15 protein-coding genes and 1 tRNA gene are annotated in these 14,130 nt (G+C 30.0%); 9 read left to right on the forward strand and 7 right to left on the reverse strand.

Annotated features, from left to right (window positions below):
• Nucleotide 1 precedes the first annotated feature (1 nt).
• Together thiD and B8063_RS04550 are read left to right on the forward strand one after the other, a co-directional pair.
• The gene (gene thiD / locus B8063_RS04545; protein WP_085069947.1) at nt 2-814 is read left to right on the forward strand and encodes a bifunctional hydroxymethylpyrimidine kinase/phosphomethylpyrimidine kinase; all 813 of its coding nucleotides are present in this window, start codon (nt 2-4) and stop codon (nt 812-814) included.
• Nucleotides 811-2,103: an adenylosuccinate synthase gene (locus B8063_RS04550; RefSeq protein ID WP_085069950.1), complete on the forward strand. Its 1,293-nt coding sequence runs from the start codon at nt 811-813 to the stop codon at nt 2,101-2,103. Before thiD ends, B8063_RS04550 begins: the two co-directional genes overlap by 4 nt.
• Here B8063_RS04550 and rpoH read toward each other — a convergent pair.
• Together rpoH and B8063_RS04560 are read right to left on the reverse strand one after the other, a co-directional pair.
• Nucleotides 2,100-2,990: an RNA polymerase sigma factor RpoH gene (gene rpoH, locus B8063_RS04555; protein ID WP_085069952.1), complete on the reverse strand. Its 891-nt coding sequence runs from the start codon at nt 2,988-2,990 to the stop codon at nt 2,100-2,102. The genes B8063_RS04550 and rpoH overlap by 4 nt on opposite strands.
• Before the next feature lie 48 nt (nt 2,991-3,038).
• A complete protein-coding gene (locus tag B8063_RS04560; protein ID WP_085069954.1) occupies nt 3,039-4,013 on the reverse strand; it encodes an RluA family pseudouridine synthase in 975 nt (324 codons plus the stop codon).
• 23 nt (nt 4,014-4,036) lie between these two features.
• On the opposite strand from B8063_RS04560, the gene B8063_RS04565 reads away from it, so the two are divergent.
• Nucleotides 4,037-4,113: transfer RNA gene (locus tag B8063_RS04565), tRNA-Arg, on the forward strand.
• Here the strand turns inward: B8063_RS04565 and B8063_RS04570 are convergent.
• The 3 genes from B8063_RS04570 to B8063_RS04580 are packed head-to-tail and all read right to left on the reverse strand — an operon-like array spanning nt 4,114 to nt 6,555.
• Nucleotides 4,114-4,905 (reverse strand): ABC transporter permease, encoded by a 792-nt coding sequence (locus B8063_RS04570; RefSeq protein WP_085069957.1) that lies wholly within the window; start codon nt 4,903-4,905, stop codon nt 4,114-4,116.
• Entirely contained in the window at nt 4,892-5,629 is a 738-nt protein-coding gene (locus B8063_RS04575; protein ID WP_085069959.1) for an ABC transporter ATP-binding protein, read from the reverse strand. The genes B8063_RS04570 and B8063_RS04575 overlap by 14 nt, the downstream gene beginning before the upstream one ends.
• On the reverse strand, nt 5,626-6,555 hold the full coding sequence (locus tag B8063_RS04580) for an L-threonylcarbamoyladenylate synthase (protein ID WP_085069962.1): 930 nt from the start codon (nt 6,553-6,555) through the stop codon (nt 5,626-5,628). Before B8063_RS04580 ends, B8063_RS04575 begins: the two co-directional genes overlap by 4 nt.
• Nucleotides 6,556-6,575: 20 nt before the next feature.
• Between B8063_RS04580 and B8063_RS04585 the strand changes: the two genes are divergently transcribed.
• Genes B8063_RS04585 through dxs form a run of 3 tightly spaced genes read left to right on the forward strand, consistent with a single transcriptional unit; the run spans nt 6,576 to nt 9,588 of the window.
• Nucleotides 6,576-6,827: an exonuclease VII small subunit gene (locus tag B8063_RS04585; RefSeq protein WP_085069965.1), complete on the forward strand. Its 252-nt coding sequence runs from the start codon at nt 6,576-6,578 to the stop codon at nt 6,825-6,827.
• Nucleotides 6,808-7,677, forward strand: coding sequence for a polyprenyl synthetase family protein (locus tag B8063_RS04590; RefSeq protein ID WP_085069967.1), 870 nt, complete (start codon nt 6,808-6,810; stop codon nt 7,675-7,677). The genes B8063_RS04585 and B8063_RS04590 overlap by 20 nt, the downstream gene beginning before the upstream one ends.
• A complete protein-coding gene (gene dxs / locus B8063_RS04595; RefSeq protein ID WP_085069969.1) occupies nt 7,678-9,588 on the forward strand; it encodes a 1-deoxy-D-xylulose-5-phosphate synthase in 1,911 nt (636 codons plus the stop codon). It begins immediately after the preceding gene.
• On the opposite strand, the gene aroC is transcribed toward dxs, so the two are convergent.
• Nucleotides 9,585-10,670, reverse strand: coding sequence for a chorismate synthase (gene aroC / locus B8063_RS04600; protein WP_085069971.1), 1,086 nt, complete (start codon nt 10,668-10,670; stop codon nt 9,585-9,587). The genes dxs and aroC overlap by 4 nt on opposite strands.
• 32 nt (nt 10,671-10,702) lie before the next feature.
• Between aroC and pdxH the strand changes: the two genes are divergently transcribed.
• Nucleotides 10,703-11,326, forward strand: coding sequence for a pyridoxamine 5'-phosphate oxidase (gene pdxH, locus B8063_RS04605; RefSeq protein WP_085070887.1), 624 nt, complete (start codon nt 10,703-10,705; stop codon nt 11,324-11,326).
• Here the strand turns inward: pdxH and B8063_RS04610 are convergent.
• Nucleotides 11,323-12,336, reverse strand: coding sequence for a polyprenyl synthetase family protein (locus B8063_RS04610; protein ID WP_085069973.1), 1,014 nt, complete (start codon nt 12,334-12,336; stop codon nt 11,323-11,325). The genes pdxH and B8063_RS04610 overlap by 4 nt on opposite strands.
• Nucleotides 12,337-12,445: 109 nt before the next feature.
• Between B8063_RS04610 and B8063_RS04615 the strand changes: the two genes are divergently transcribed.
• Together B8063_RS04615 and B8063_RS04620 are read left to right on the forward strand one after the other, a co-directional pair.
• Nucleotides 12,446-13,255: a S49 family peptidase gene (locus B8063_RS04615; RefSeq protein ID WP_085069975.1), complete on the forward strand. Its 810-nt coding sequence runs from the start codon at nt 12,446-12,448 to the stop codon at nt 13,253-13,255.
• Nucleotides 13,245-14,129, forward strand: coding sequence for a glycine--tRNA ligase subunit alpha (locus B8063_RS04620; protein ID WP_085069977.1), 885 nt, complete (start codon nt 13,245-13,247; stop codon nt 14,127-14,129). The genes B8063_RS04615 and B8063_RS04620 overlap by 11 nt, the downstream gene beginning before the upstream one ends.
• Nucleotide 14,130: the final 1 nt, after the last annotated feature.

The following is a 14,130-nucleotide window of genomic DNA, read 5'->3' on the forward strand; positions in this document are numbered from 1 at the left end:
ATTGAAACCGAAATCTAAAATTCTAATTATTGCAGGATCAGATTCTTCTGGTGGAGCAGGAATTCAAGCTGATATAAAAACTATAACTTCCCTAGGCGGATATGCAATGACTGCTATTACTGCTGTTACGTCACAAAATACTACAGGAGTGAATTCTATTATGCCAGTAAACTATAAAGAAATATCTAAACAAATTGAATTCACCTGCAGAGATATTCAACCAGATGCAATTAAAATTGGTATGCTTCATTCAAGTAAAGTTATTAATTCAGTTTTAAGTTCATTGGAAAAGATAAAGGTTAATAAAATAGTATTAGATCCTGTAATGGTAGCAAAGGGAGGCACAAGGTTAATTGATAAAAATTCAACAGAAATGTTAAAAAAAAAAATGTTGAATAAAGTTTCATTAATTACTCCAAATATTCCTGAGGCTGAAATAATCACTAAAACTAAAATCAATTCAAAAGAGGATATGATATTTGCAGCAAATATTTTATTAAATCTTGGAGCGAAGAATGTTTTAATAAAAGGAGGTCATCTAAAGAAACAAAACATTATTGATGTTTTTGTTAACAAAAAAGAAATATCAATTTTTAAAAATAAAAAGATTAATACCAAAAACACCCATGGCACAGGTTGTACATTATCTAGTGCTATTACAGCTTACTTTGCATGTGGAAAAACATTAAAGAAATCTTGTGAGATGGCTATCAAATATGTTAACGAAGCAATTGCATCTAGACCTAATTATGGAAAAGGTCATGGACCAATAAACCATTTAAATAGTATAGAGATTAAAAGAAGATTTTTATGAAAAATGTTGTTGTTGTAGGTTCCCAATGGGGAGATGAAGGTAAAGGTAAAATAGTTGATTGGTTATCAAGTGAAGCCGATGTTGTAGTAAGATTTCAGGGAGGTCATAACGCTGGACACACATTAGTAATTGATGGAATTACATATAAACTGAGACTTCTTCCTTCGGGTATTGTTAGAAAAGATAAGATTTCTGTAATTGGCAATGGAGTTGTTATTGATCCATGGGCTCTTTTGGAGGAAATAGAGGAAATTAAATCCAAAGGCGTAACTATTAACGAAAAAAATTTAATTATCTCTGAGTCAGCAACATTAATACTTCCATTCCATAAAGAAATGGATGAAATAAGAGAAGATGCAGCTGGAAATTCTAAAATCGGAACAACCAGAAGAGGCATTGGTCCAGCCTACGAAGATAAAGTCGGCAGAAGATCAATTAGAATAATGGATTTAATTTCTGAAACAAACTTAAACAGTAGATTAGACAACGTTTTGTCTCATCATAATGCAATAAGGAAAGGTTTAAATAAACCACTTTTTAATAAGGAAAAATTATTAGAAGATTTGCTAAAATTAGCACCTCATATACTTCAGTTTTCTCAGCCTGTATGGAAAAAAATTGATCAATTCAAGTTATCTGGAAAAAAAATTTTATTTGAAGGTGCTCAAGGAATACTTTTAGACGTTGATCATGGCACCTATCCGTATGTTACCTCATCAAATACTGTTGCATCTTCAGCAGCAACAGGTTCTGGATGTGGACCTAACTCAATAAATTATGTTTTAGGGATAACTAAGGCATATACTACAAGAGTTGGTGAAGGACCATTTCCAACTGAACTTACTGATAAAATAGGTGAGCTTTTAGGTACCAGAGGTAAGGAATTTGGTACTGTCACAAGTCGAAAAAGAAGATGTGGATGGTTTGACGGCGTATTAGTGAGGCAAACAATAAAAATTTCAGGAATTGATGGAATTGCATTAACAAAGTTAGATGTGTTAGATGAACTAGATCAAATAAAAATTTGTGTTGCATATGAAATCAATGGAAAAGAAATTGATTACTTACCTGCAGCGGTAACGGATCAATTAAAAGTTAAGCCGATTTATAAAACGTATCAAGGATGGAAAACTTCAACAGTGGGATGTAAAAATTTCAATGATCTCCCTGAAAATGCAAAAATTTATATAAGAGACCTAGAAAAATTTATTGAAGCAAAAATTTCAAGTATTTCTACTAGTCCAGAAAGAAACGATACAATACTGGTTTACGATCCTTTTAATAATTAATTTGCTGGCAGAAGATTTTTTGACTTAGCACTATTTAACATGTGCTTTTGTAATTTTTCAAAAGCTTTGTTTTCTATTTGTCTTATTCTTTCTCTACTAATTTTAAATTTTTTACTTAAATCTTCTAAGGTTACCGGGTTATCTGTAAGTCTTCTTGAGTAAAGAATTTCTTTTTCTCGGTCATTTAAGATTTTAATAGAATCTTGTAGAAGATCTTTTCTCTGCTCCATTTCTTCATTTTGTGCAAATTTCAATTCATGATCCATTTCATTATCTACAACCCAATCTTGCCATTCATCGCCATCTTCACCAATCGGAGCATTTAAAGATTGTTCTTTTCCAGACAATCTTCTGTTCATTGAAACAACTTCTTCCTCACTTACATCTAATCTGTTGGCAATATCTTTTACGTGCTCATCTCTTAAATCACCCTCAGCTCTTGGTGCAATTTGGTTTTTAAGTTTTTTTAGATTAAAAAATAATTTTTTTTGAGCGGTGGTTGTCCCAATTTTTACCAAGCTCCATGATCTCAAAATATACTCTTGAATTGATGCTTTGATCCACCACATCGCGTAGGTTGCAAGTCTAAAGCCTTTTTCCGGTTCAAATTTTTTTACGGCTTGCATTAATCCGACATTCCCTTCTGATATCATCTCATTTAGAGGTAAACCATAACCCTTATATCCCATTGCAATCTTTGCAACTAATCTAAGGTGACTTGTCACAAGTTTTTCTGCAGATTTTACATTTCCAGTAGTTTGCCAATTTTTTGCAAGCATATATTCTTCCTCTGCATCGAGCATAGGAAATTTTTTTATTTGCGCTAAGTAGGCGGCTAAACCACCCTCATTAGACAAAGCTGGCAAATTATAAGACGTTGTACTCATCGAGATATTTATTTAATAAAGAAAAGGAAATTTACAATATTTATATTTTCATGTTTTCCTTAGCTTTTTGAGAATATTTTTTAGTTCAGGAGGTAAATTTGATGAAAATTCTAATCTTCTTCCATTTGAAGGGTGATTAAAACCAAGAACTTTTGCATGCAAGAATTGTCTGTCAAGTTTTAATAAAAGATCTTCTAATTCAAAATCAATATTTTTTAATTTTTTAAATTTTTTTTTATATTTTTTATCTCCTAAGATATTATTTCCTTTAAAACTCATATGTACTCTTATTTGATGTGTTCTGCCTGTTTCAAGTTTACATTCTACTAAACTTAATGTTGGTACTTTAGAGTTTTCAAAAATTTCAATAGTTTTATAATTCGTTATTGCTTGTTTTCCTTTTGCAAAACCAACTTCCATTAATTGTCTATTCTTTGTGCTTCTGGTTATTAAAGTTTCGATTTTTCCATTTTGCGGTCTCAGTTTTCCCCAGATCAAAGCTTGATATATTCTTGTAATTGTATGTTTGGAAAACTGATTAGATAAATTTTCGTGTGATTTATTATTTTTTGCAACTACTACCAGTCCTGATGTATCCTTATCAATTCTATGGACTATACCTGGTCTTAGCTCATCCCCAATATTTGATAGATTGTTATCATTTAAGTTCATTAAAGCATTCACAATCGTATTATCATAATTTCCTGCCCCAGGGTGCATCGAAATTCCTGCTGATTTATTTATAACTAATAAATCTTCATCATTATAAATTATGTCTAATTTATATTTGAATGGTTTTAGAGACGCCTTTTTAGGCAGTGGAATTGTTAAAAAAACCTTATCATCTTTATAAATTTTTTTTGAGGGGTCATTTACAATTTTATTATTAATACTAAGATTTCCATTTATTATCAGGTTTTTGATCCTGGTTCTGCTAAGAGAATCATTTTTTTTAGCTATTACTACATCAATTCTTTTTCCGTATAATTCTTCCTCTACAACTAAATTAATGATATTTTTCATTTATTGATATAATAGTACATAATGCGCTCGTAGCTCAACTGGATAGAGCGCCAGATTTCGGCTCTGGAGGTTCAGGGTTCGACTCCTTGCGGGCGCGCCATTATTCACCAATATTTATTAGTGTGCCTTTATCTCTTGCTTTATTAAATGAGTAAAAAAATAATGTAATTGAAATAATAATATAAACCATATTCAACATATAAGCCCGTATTAAATTTGATATATCAACTGTATTATTTATTAATATGTTTCTTGCCTCTTCAAAAATATAAACAAGTGGTAACATATAAGCTATTTTTTGAAAAATCTCTGGAAGAATCTCAATTGGGTAATATATACAACCAAATGGAGCTAATAAAAACATAGTTGACCAAGCAATATTTTCAAACGAAGGTCCAAATCTTAGAAGCCCTGCTGATACTAAAATTCCCAATGTAATCCCAAATATATAAAGACTTAAAAAAAGAAAAAATAGATAAATTCCAAGTTCTAAGATTGAAATTCCAAATAGCGGAGAAGTTAATAATACAGCAGGTATTAAACCAATTAATGCTCGCACCAAAGCAGTGAAAATTAGTGAGGTTAGAATTTCACTAATTTTCATTGGAGCTATAAAGAGATTTGTAAAGTTTCTGCTCCAAATTTCTTCAAGGAACAACATGTTAAAACCAATACTTGTTCTAAATAAAAAATCATAAAGTATTGCACATGTTAATATAACACCAACTGCATTGTTGTAATAAGTGGTGTGAGATGCAAAAAAATTTGAAATAAAACCCCACAATGTAATTTGAATTGATGGCCAGTAGATTAAATCCAGTATTCTTGGAAATGATCTAGTGATTAAATAAAAATGCCTTAAAAATAACCCATACATTTTAATTATGCTCATTAGGTCTCCTTGAAAGTTTTAAAAATACTTCCTCTAAATTTTTTCTACCATGTTTCTCTATAAGGTTAGCAGGGCTCCCACTGTCAACAATTATCCCATCTTTCATCATCAAAATTGATTTGCATAATCTATTGACTTCATTCATGTTATGTGAAGCAAGCAAAATAGATATTTTTTTTTCTTTCTTATAATCTTCTAAAAAAGATCTTATAAAATCGCCAATTTCTGGATCTAGAGATGCTGTAGGCTCATCTAATAATAGCACTTTAGGATCATTTATTAATGATTTTGCTAAACTCGCTCTATTTTTTTGTCCAGATGAAAGTTCACCAGTTATTCGGTTTAGTATATCACTTAAACGAAGTTTTGATGTCAGGTAGTCAATTCTATCATTTAAATTTTTAATTTTATAAAGTTTTCCAAAGACAATTAAATTTTGTTTAACAGTTAATTTTTTTGGTAGTTCAATATAAGGGGATATGAAATTAATTTTTTGAAGTATTTTAATTCTATCTTCCTCTATTTTATCGCCATCAATTAAAATTTCTCCACTTGTTGGTTTTAGTAAACCTAACATCATACCAATAGTAGTTGTTTTTCCAGAACCATTTGGGCCTAAAAGGCCTAAAATTTCATTTTCATTTATTTTAAATGATATTGATTTTACGGCTTGCTTATCACCATAGTTTTTTTTTAAATTTTGTACTTCAACTAAAGTTTTCATTTTTTTACAGCTGCCCGTAACAATCTATCATTAATTGCCTCACCGATACCTCGATTAGGAATCCTCTCGATAGAGATTTGTTTAAAACCTTTTTTTTTAACTTTTCTTAATGTTTTATATAAATTTTTTGCTACTTCCTTTAAATTTTTATTTTTACTTAGGTAAAAAAAATTTTTATTTGATTTAATTCTTTTTGAAATTAATAAGAAAGCTTCAAATTTTTTTGGTCTTTTAATGTTTAGTCTTATAGGCAATCCCGGTGAGTAGTGAATTCTTCCTTGCCCGGGCATTACTATATTTTTTTTTTTGTTAGTTTTTTTTTTAATTAAATATTTTTCTATTTTACTTCTGTCTAGACTGCCTAACCTCAATATTTTTTGATTACCTACTAAACTAACTATTGTAGATTCTAGACCCTCTTTTGACTTCCCACCATCTAAGACAAATTTGATTTTATTCCCAAACTCTTCAATTACATCGGTTTTACATACAGCACTAATACTCTTAGAAATATTAGCACTAGGTGCAGCTAAAGGAAAATTTAAATTTTTTAATAGTTTTCTAGTAACTTTGTGTTTTGGGAAGCGAACTGCAATAGTACTTTTATTATTAGTAACATTATTCGAAATCTTACTTTTTTCTTTTAACTCTAAAACAAAGGTTATTGGTCCAGGACAAAACTTTGAATATAGACTCAAAAATTGATTGTCAATTTTACAATCATTTTTTAGATCTTTTAAATTATAATAATGAACAATAAGAGGATTTTTTCTTGGTCTTTTTTTTAATTTAAAAATCTTATCTGTTGCTTTATCCGAGTAAGCGTTCGCCGCTAAACCATAAACTGTCTCTGTAGGAATTCCAATACACTCATTTTTATTGAGATATTTTACTGCTTTTTTAATATTTGAAAGATTGATATTCATATAATATTACCAACTATTATATGAATGAAAAAAATTTGCCAGATGATATTAATTCAAAAACTTTGAATGAGTTAACAGAAATTGCTAATAAAATTATTCAAAATTTAGAAAATCAAAAAAATTTAGAAGAGTCACTAGATGAATATCAAAAACTTATTAGATTAAATAATTTAATTGAAAAAAAATTCCAAAAATCCTCTAAAGAAATTTCAGAGTCAGCAAAATTTAAAATTAACGAAATATCAATTAAAAATGCAAAAAAGATTAAATAAAATTGCAACAGACACAAATAATTTTCTTAAAAAATATTTAAAAAAACAAAATAAAACTGATTTAATTAAACCAATGTCTTATGGCCTATTTTCAGGCGGTAAGAAGATAAGATCAAAAATAATTTATGATATTGGAAGTATATTTAAAATAAATTATAGATCTGTAATCCATATTGGAGCTGCAGTTGAGTGCATACATGCTTATTCACTCATTCATGATGATTTGCCTTGCATGGATGATGATGATTTTAGAAGGGGAAAATTAAGTACGCATAAAAAATTTGGTGAATCTACAGCGGTTTTAGCAGGGAATTCTCTTCTAACCTTAGCCTTTGAAATTTTGTCAGATAAAATTTTAAATATAAATGATAAAAAAAAAAATTTATTAATTAATTCTATATCAAAATGTTCTGGTCATGAAGGTGTGGCTGGAGGACAGTTTTCAGATTTAAATTTTGAAAAAAAAAAAATATCACTAAATAAAATTATAGATATGCAAATTAAAAAAACTGGTAAATTATTTTCTTTTTGTTGTTTGGCACCAGTTATTGTTTCTGGAAAATTTAAAGAAATAAAAAAATTTGAAAAAATAGGAGAAAAAATTGGACTTTTATTTCAAATTGCTGATGATTTAATTGATTATAATGGAAATATGCAAATTGCTGGTAAAAAAACTCAAAAAGATTTAGCGAGGGGTAAGGCAACTATTATTCGCGTTTTAGGACAACAAAATTCAATCAATTATGCCAATATTCTTAAAGAAGAAATTTTTGCCACATTAAAAAAATATGGTAAAAATTCTAATAATTTAAAAGCATCTGTTAATTATATTTTAAATAGAAATAAGTAAATGAGCAAAACAAAATTCTTAAATAAAATTAATTTTCCAACAGATTTGAAACAGTTGAATCATTCTGAACTTAAAATACTTAATGATGAGTTAAGAGAGGAAATGATAAATGCGGTATCAGAAACTGGTGGTCATTTAGGTGCTGGTCTTGGAGTTGTAGAGTTAACAGTAGCTTTACATTATATTTTTGATACACCAAAAGATAAAATTATTTGGGATGTTGGTCATCAATCTTATCCTCACAAAATATTAACTGGAAGAAAAGATAAAATTAAAACTCTTAGACAAGGCAATGGTTTATCAGGTTTTACAAAAAGATCAGAAAGTGAGTTTGATCCATTTGGTGCAGCACACAGCTCGACTTCAATATCTGCTGGATTAGGAATAGCAACTGCAAATAAACTTTCAAATAAATCAGAAGAGGTAGTTGCTGTAATAGGAGATGGAGCAATGAGTGCTGGAATGGCATATGAGGCTATGAATAATGCCGGTGCATCAAAAACAAAAATGATAGTTATTTTAAATGATAATGATATGTCCATTGCAAAACCCGTTGGGGCAATGAAGTCTTATCTAGCAAAAATTTTTTCAGGAAAAATTTATTTTAACTTTAGAGAAACATTAAAATTAATTTTTTCATCATTTTCAAAAAGATTTAGTAAAAAAGCTGGCGAAGCAGAGGATTTTCTTAGATCAGTTGTTACTGGTGGAACTTTGTTTAATTCATTAGGTTTTTATTACATTGGCCCAATAGATGGACACGATCTGGATGTTTTGCTACCTGTTTTAAAAAATGCAAAAGAATCAAAACATAAAGGACCAATATTAATTCACATTAAAACACAAAAAGGGAAAGGTTACAGTTTTGCAGAAAAGTCAGAGGATAAATATCATGGGGTATCTAAGTTTAATATAAAAACAGGCATACAGCAAAAAAGTGATTCAAAAGCGCCATCTTACACAAAAGTATATGCAAATACTCTTGTTAAGCATGCTGAAAATGACAGCAAAATAATTGGTATAACTGCCGCGATGCCTTCAGGTACAGGAATGGATATTTTTGGAAATAAATTTCCTAATAGAATGTTTGATGTGGGAATAGCAGAACAACATGCGGTAACTTTTGCTGCTGGTCTAGCAACAGAAGGTTATAAGCCTTATGCATCAATATATTCTACTTTTTTACAGAGAGCTTATGACCAAGTGGTACATGATGTTGCAATTCAAAGTTTACCGGTAAGATTTGCAATAGATAGAGCAGGTCTGGTGGGAGCAGATGGCCCAACACATGCTGGATCTTTTGATATAACATATCTGGCTACTCTACCAAATTTTATTGTTATGGCAGCTAGTGATGAGGCAGAATTGGTAAAAATGATAAACACATCAGTAGAAATTAATGATAAACCATGTGCATTTAGATATCCCAGAGGAAATGGCACTGGAGTTCAGTTACCTGATACAAGTGAGAAAATCCAAATAGGAAAAGCAAAAGTTGTTAGAGAAGGAAAGAAAATTGCTATTTTGAATTTTGGAGCAAGATTAAATGAATGTTTAATTGCTGAAGAAAATTTGCGAAAAAAAGGAGTTAATGCAAGTATCGTAGATGCACGTTTTGCCAAACCTCTTGATGAAAATTTAATTTGGCAATTAGCAACAAATCATGAGGTGATAATTACAATTGAAGAAGGATCTATAGGTGGTTTTGGGGCACACGTAAGTAATTTTTTAAATGATAAAAATCTTTTAGATTCAAATCTTAAATTTAGATCAATGATACTCCCAGACAAGTTTATAGATCAAGATAAGCCTGAAAATATGTATAAATCTGCTGGACTGGATGCTTTATCTATTGAAAATAAAGTACTAGAAGTTTTAAATTCAAAAGTAATAGTAAAAAAGATTAATTAGTTCCCACATTGAGCTTTATTTAGCAAGTAGTGATCAAGTATTACACAATGCATCATAGCCTCTCCTATAGGAACAGCTCTTATCCCTACGCAAGGATCATGTCGGCCTTTAACAGATATAGTTGTATTTTTCCCAAACTTATCAATTGTTTTTCTAGTAGATAATATCGATGAAGTTGGTTTGACAGCAAATGATACAATTATATCTTGACCGCTTGATATACCGCCCAAAATACCACCAGCATTGTTCGAATTGAATTTTGTAGATTTCCCTCTTTGATTAATTTCATCTGAATTTTCTTCACCTGTCAATTGAGCAGAATTTATTCCAGATCCTATGTTTACTCCCTTTACAGCATTGATGCTCATCATAGCTGATGCAAGGTCCATATCTAATTTTGAATAAATTGGCGCCCCTAATCCTACAGGTACTCCCTTAGCTCTGATTTCAATAATTGCACCACAAGATGATCCCGCTTTTCTTATACTAAGTAAATATTTTTCCCAAAGCTTTAGCACAGATTTATCTGGACAAAATAATTGATTTTTTTTGATAAATTTTTCGTTCCAATTTTCTGGATTAGTTCCTAAGATTCCTAATTGAGTTACTCCTCCAACAACATCATATTTTTTTCCTAGAATAAATTTTAATATTTGTTTTGCTATACCTCCTGCTGCAACCCTAGAGGCTGTCTCTCTTGCAGATTGTCTTCCTCCTCCTCTATAATCTCTAATTCCATATTTTTTAAAATAAGTAAAATCTGCATGTCCTGGCCTAAATTTATTTTTTATATTTCCATAGTCTTTAGATCTCATATCTTTATTATAAATTATCATTGAAATCGGAGTTCCAGTTGTTTTGCCTTCAAAAATTCCAGATAAAATTTCAACTCTATCATCTTCTTTTCTTTGAGTTGTAAATTTTGATTGACCAGGTTTTCTTTTATTTAAATCTTTCTGAATTTCGTCAATATTTATTTTGATATTGGGTGGGCAACCATCGACTACACATCCAATTGCTGGTCCATGAGACTCTCCCCACGTCGTGAATCTAAATATTTTCCCAAAGGTATTAAATGACATATATTTATTATATAAGTTATTTTGTTAAAATTATGAACGAAAAAAACTCTTTTGGTCTAGATATATGTTTTGGTGAAAAAAATAATCCATTTGAATTATTTAAGGAATGGTTTGATGAAGCAAAAAAAACAGAGTTAAATGACCCAAATGCAGTTGCACTAGGCACATCAGATGACCGTGGATACACCTCGGTCAGAATGGTTTTGTTAAAAGATTTTAATGAAACAGGATTTGTTTTTTATACAAATTTTAACAGTGCTAAAGGATTAGCTATTAAAAAAAATCCAAATATATCGATGTGTTTTCATTGGAAAAGTTTACTTAGGCAAATAAGGATCGAAGGTTCAGCTGAACAAGTTTCTGATATTGAGGCAGACGAATATTATTCCTCTAGAAAATATGAAAGCAGAATCGGTGCCTGGGCATCAAATCAAAGCTCAGAAATTTCAAATCGAAAAGAACTTACAGACTCAATTAGAAACTTTAAATCCAAATATCCTGAACAAAATAATGTCCCCAGACCAAAACATTGGTCAGGATGGCGGCTAAAGCCAAGGTCAGTAGAATTCTGGCTAGATGGTGAATTTAGAATACACGAGAGACTGAAATATATTAAAGAAAAAAACGATTGGAAAAAGATTTTATTATCTCCTTAAAAATTTCTTTCTAAACTAAATGATGTCAAATTTTTAAGAATATTTTTATCTTGGTTCTCCTCGAATATTGATAATGAGTTAGATGCTAAGTTTATAAAATATTCAGCTTTTATATAGCACTCATTAATAATTTTATATTTTTTTATTTTTTCAAGAGTATTTTTAAATTCATTTTCATCTCTATTTTGTTTTTCAAACAAATTTTTCAGATATTTTTTTTCTTCACCCGAACACTTTTGATATAACAGTATTATTGGTAAAGTAATTTTTCCCTCATAAAAATCATTACCTATTTTTTTTCCAAATAATTTAAGCTCTGAATTATAATCTAAAGCATCATCTGCTATTTGAAATGTAAGACCTAAATTTTTTCCATAAAACTCTAGAGCTTCTTTATATTTATTATCTCTATTCGCTAATATTGCTCCAACTTTAGTAGATGCTGAAAAAAGTGCTGCAGTTTTCAAAGAAATAATTTTTAGGTATGTTTCTTCTAGCATATCTATCTCTCCGTGATGCTGAAGTTGTAACACTTCTCCTTGTGCAATTTCTGACGAGGTAGAGGAAAGAAGTTTTAAAATTTCTAAGCTTCCATCTTCTACCATCATTTCGAAACATCTGCTAAGCAGATAATCACCAACCAAAATAGAGGATTTGTTTCCCCATATAGTGTTGAGTGTTTTTTTGTTTCTTCTAACAAGCGCGTTATCAATAACATCATCATGCATTAAGGTGGCAGCGTGAATTAATTCTACGCATGCTGCTAGGTTTATATCTCTACCACCTTTTGAGTATCCACAAAGCTTTGAGCTAGATAAAGTTAAAAGGGCTCTTAATTTCTTACCACCTGTGTCTAAATGATAGTCTGTCATATTTTGAATCAAATCAACTTTACTTGTTAATTTTGATGATATTTTTTCATTAACCAATATAAGTTTATCCTCAACAGACTTAAGTAAATCCGAATATGAGTTGTTAATCGTCTTTTTTAATTGAACTACAGATCCCATAAATTGAAAATATTACATTAAGTCTATTATAATACTTATCAATTGACGCACCTATTTCTTCAACTATAAGTATGCTTTATTAATATCTAAATTTTTAATAAGCATATTTATGTTTTCCTTTTTCAAAAAAAAAAAAATTGTTAGTCATATCAGGCTATCTGGTGTTATTGGAAATGTTGGAAAATTTAAACAGGGGATTGATTATTCGAGCCAAGAGGAAATTATAAAAAAAGCTTTTTCATTGAAAAAAGCCCAAACAGTAGCAATAACAATTAATTCTCCAGGTGGGTCACCAGTACAGTCACACTTAATTTATAAACTAATTAGAAATCAGGCAGACAAATATAAAAAAAAAGTGATTGTATTTGCAGAGGATGTTGCGGCTTCTGGCGGCTACTTAATTGCTTGTTCTGGAGATGAAATATATGCTAATCCTAGTTCAATAATTGGTTCTATTGGAGTTATTTATTCTTCATTCGGATTTAAAGATCTTATTCAAAAAATTGGTGTTCAAAGAAGAGTTTATACAGCTGGAAAAAATAAAAGTACACTCGATCCATTTCTTGATGAAAAAGAAGAAGATATAAAAAGGTTAAAGAATATACAATTAGAACTTCATCAAGAATTTATTGATGTAGTTGAAGAAAGTAGAAAGACAAAGTTGAAAAAAGATATTGGGGTTGAATTATTTTCAGGAGAATTTTGGTCAGGAAAAAAATCTAAGGATCTTGGTTTAATTGATGGTTTGGGTAATTCCGAACAAATTCTAAGAGAAAAATTTGGTGATGACGTTGAAGTGAAAATTTTTGAGAAAAGTAAAGGATGGCTTGCAAAAAAATTATCTTCTTCAGAAAATCAAGCAGATAAAATTTTGAACTTGATCGAAGAAAGATCTATTTGGCAAAAATATGGTTTCTAAAAGACCTAAATTGAAAAAAGAAAAAATTTTATCATTTCAAGATACAATATTTAGCTTACAAAAATTTTGGGCAAAACAGGGATGTATTATTTTACAACCCTATGATGTTGAGGTTGGAGCTGGAACATTTCATCCAGCAACAACATTGAGATCTTTAGGAAAGAAGCCATGGAAAACAGCGTATGTTCAACCATCTAGAAGACCTACAGATGGAAGATATGGAGAAAATCCAAATAGACTTCAGCACTATTATCAATTCCAAGTATTAATAAAACCTTCTCCAAAAAATATAAAAAAACTTTATCTTAATAGCATTGCATCAATTGGAATAAAACACGAAGAGCATGATATAAGATTTGTAGAGGACGACTGGGAAAGCCCTACTTTAGGAGCAGCTGGGCTTGGATGGGAAGTCTGGTGTGATGGAATGGAAGTAACACAGTTTACTTACTTTCAACAAATGGCAGGAGTTGAATGTGATCCTATTTCTGTTGAAATTACTTATGGATTAGAAAGATTGTGCATGTTTATACAAAACAAAAAAAATGTTTTTGAACTTGATTGGAATAATAATGGAATCTTCTATAAAGATGTCTTCCATCAAGCTGAAAAAGAATTTTCAGCATACAATTTTGAATACGCAAATACTGAAAAACTTTTTAAAATGTTTGATATGTTAGAAAGTGAGGCAAGATCGATGATTGAAAATAAAATTTCTCTCCCTGCTTATGATCAATGTTTAAAATCGAGTCATGTATTTAATATATTAGATTCCAGAGGCGTTATAAGTGTTGCGCAACGAGCAGAATATATCTCAAGAATTCGAGATTTAACCAAAGAGATTGGAAAAATTTGGATAGAAAGTCAGAGTTAAA

Source organism: Candidatus Pelagibacter sp. RS40 (assembly GCF_002101295.1).
In the GTDB taxonomy this organism is placed as follows: Bacteria; Pseudomonadota; Alphaproteobacteria; order Pelagibacterales; family Pelagibacteraceae; genus Pelagibacter.

Bases quoted from the DNA above. Each gene is read 5' to 3' on its own strand.
- B8063_RS04550 (WP_085069950.1), top strand. From the start codon at position 811: ATGAAAAATGTTGTTGTTGTAGGTTCCCAATGGGGAGATGAAGGTAAA.
- rpoH (WP_085069952.1), bottom strand. From the start codon at position 2,990: ATGAGTACAACGTCTTATAATTTGCCAGCTTTGTCTAATGAGGGTGGT.
- B8063_RS04560 (WP_085069954.1), bottom strand. From the start codon at position 4,013: ATGAAAAATATCATTAATTTAGTTGTAGAGGAAGAATTATACGGAAAA.
- B8063_RS04570 (WP_085069957.1), bottom strand. From the start codon at position 4,905: ATGAGCATAATTAAAATGTATGGGTTATTTTTAAGGCATTTTTATTTA.
- B8063_RS04575 (WP_085069959.1), bottom strand. From the start codon at position 5,629: ATGAAAACTTTAGTTGAAGTACAAAATTTAAAAAAAAACTATGGTGAT.
- B8063_RS04580 (WP_085069962.1), bottom strand. From the start codon at position 6,555: ATGAATATCAATCTTTCAAATATTAAAAAAGCAGTAAAATATCTCAAT.
- B8063_RS04585 (WP_085069965.1), top strand. From the start codon at position 6,576: ATGAATGAAAAAAATTTGCCAGATGATATTAATTCAAAAACTTTGAAT.
- B8063_RS04590 (WP_085069967.1), top strand. From the start codon at position 6,808: ATGCAAAAAAGATTAAATAAAATTGCAACAGACACAAATAATTTTCTT.
- dxs (WP_085069969.1), top strand. From the start codon at position 7,678: ATGAGCAAAACAAAATTCTTAAATAAAATTAATTTTCCAACAGATTTG.
- aroC (WP_085069971.1), bottom strand. From the start codon at position 10,670: ATGTCATTTAATACCTTTGGGAAAATATTTAGATTCACGACGTGGGGA.
- pdxH (WP_085070887.1), top strand. From the start codon at position 10,703: ATGAACGAAAAAAACTCTTTTGGTCTAGATATATGTTTTGGTGAAAAA.
- B8063_RS04610 (WP_085069973.1), bottom strand. From the start codon at position 12,336: ATGGGATCTGTAGTTCAATTAAAAAAGACGATTAACAACTCATATTCG.
- B8063_RS04615 (WP_085069975.1), top strand. From the start codon at position 12,446: ATGTTTTCCTTTTTCAAAAAAAAAAAAATTGTTAGTCATATCAGGCTA.
- B8063_RS04620 (WP_085069977.1), top strand. From the start codon at position 13,245: ATGGTTTCTAAAAGACCTAAATTGAAAAAAGAAAAAATTTTATCATTT.